The following is a 1582-nucleotide window of genomic DNA, read 5'->3' on the forward strand; positions in this document are numbered from 1 at the left end:
GGGCAGCGCCCAGCCTGTCGCCGCGCCAGCGCGCCTGGCGGCGCTTTCGCGCCAACCGCCTGGGCTTCTGGAGCTTGGTCGTGTTCTGTACGCTGGTGCTGCTGAGCCTCGGCGCGGAGCTGGTCAGCAACGACCGGCCGCTGCTGGTGCGCTACGAGGGCGAGTTCTATTTCCCGCTCGTGCGCGACTACCCGGAGACGAGCTTCGGGGGCGACTTCTCCACCCCGGCGGACTACCTCGACCCCTTCGTGCGCCAGCGCATCACCGAAGGCGGCAACTGGGCGCTGTACACACTGAACCCCTACGGCCCCGATACGCTGAACTATTTCACGCGCGAGCCGAACCCGGCGCCGCCCTCGCGCGAGAACTGGCTGGGCACCGACGACCGCGGCCGCGACATGCTGGCGCAGCTGATCTACGGCTTTCGCGTAAGCGTGCTGTTCGGGTTGGCGCTCACGGCGGTGGGCGTCGTCCTGGGCATTGCCGCGGGGGCGCTGCAAGGCTTCATCGGCGGGCGCACCGACCTGGCGATGCAGCGTTTCGTCGAGGTCTGGGGCTCGATGCCGGAGCTGTACCTGCTGATCATCTTCAGCGCGGTGTTCGCGCCCAGCATCGCGCTGCTGCTGGTGCTGCTGTCGCTCTTTGGCTGGATGGGCCTGGCGGACTACGTGCGCGCGGAATTCCTGCGCAACCGCCAGCTCGACTACGTGAAGGCGGCGCGCGCGCTCGGGGTGCCGGGCCGGCAGATCGTCTGGCGCCACATCCTGCCCAACAGCATGACGCCGGTCGTCACCTTCCTGCCCTTTCGGATGGGGGCGGCGATCCTGGCGCTGACCTCGCTGGACTTCCTTGGCCTGGGGGTGCCGCCGGGCACGCCCAGCCTGGGCGAGCTGCTCAGCCAGGGCAAGAACAACATCGATGCGTGGTGGATCTCGCTGTCCACCTTCGGCGTGCTGGTAACGACGCTGCTGCTGCTCACCTTCATGGGCGATGCGCTGCGCGATGCGCTCGATCCGCGCAAGGCGGGGGGCTGACGACGTGCGCAATTCCTTGCGAAGGGGCGAGGCCACCGGGCCACTGCTGCGGGTGCGCGACCTGGACGTGCGCTTCGGCAGCAAGCAGGTGGTGCATGGCGTGGGTTTCGACGTGCAGCCGGGCGAGAAGCTTGCCCTGGTGGGCGAATCGGGCTCGGGCAAGACCGTCACGGCGCTGGCGCTGCTGCGGCTGGCAGGCGACGCCCGCGTCACGGGACGGGCAGAGCTTGCCGGCCGGGGCGATTTGCTGCAGCTGCCCGAGCGCGAGCTGCTAGGCGTGCGCGGCGGGGACATCGCGATGGTGTTCCAGGAGCCCATGACGGCGCTCAATCCACTGATGGCCGTGGGCGAGCAGGTGGCGGAGGTGCTGCAGCTCAAGGAGGGCCTGGGCCGCGCGGCGGCGCTGCAGGCGGCGGTGGAGCTGCTGGCTTCCACCGGCATCGCCGAGCCTGAGCGGCGGGCGAAGAGCTTTCCGCACCAGCTCTCCGGCGGGCAGCGCCAGCGCGCCATGATCGCCATGGCGCTGGCCAGCCGGCCGCGGCTGCTGC

Annotated in this window: 2 protein-coding genes; both read left to right on the forward strand. The window is 70.2% G+C overall.

Annotation, left to right across the window (positions count from 1 at the left end; genetic code table 11):
• On the forward strand, window positions 1–1034 hold a 1034-nt coding region (locus A612_RS07925), incomplete at its 5' end, for an ABC transporter permease (RefSeq protein WP_019373970.1).
• Window positions 1035–1038: 4 nt separating this feature from the next.
• Window positions 1039–1582: ATP-binding cassette domain-containing protein (locus tag A612_RS07930; protein WP_040436333.1), on the forward strand; the 544-nt coding region annotated here is incomplete at its 3' end.

The sequence above is a fragment of the Melaminivora alkalimesophila genome, from assembly GCF_000282995.1.
In the GTDB taxonomy this organism is placed as follows: Bacteria; Pseudomonadota; Gammaproteobacteria; order Burkholderiales; family Burkholderiaceae_C; genus Melaminivora; species Melaminivora alkalimesophila.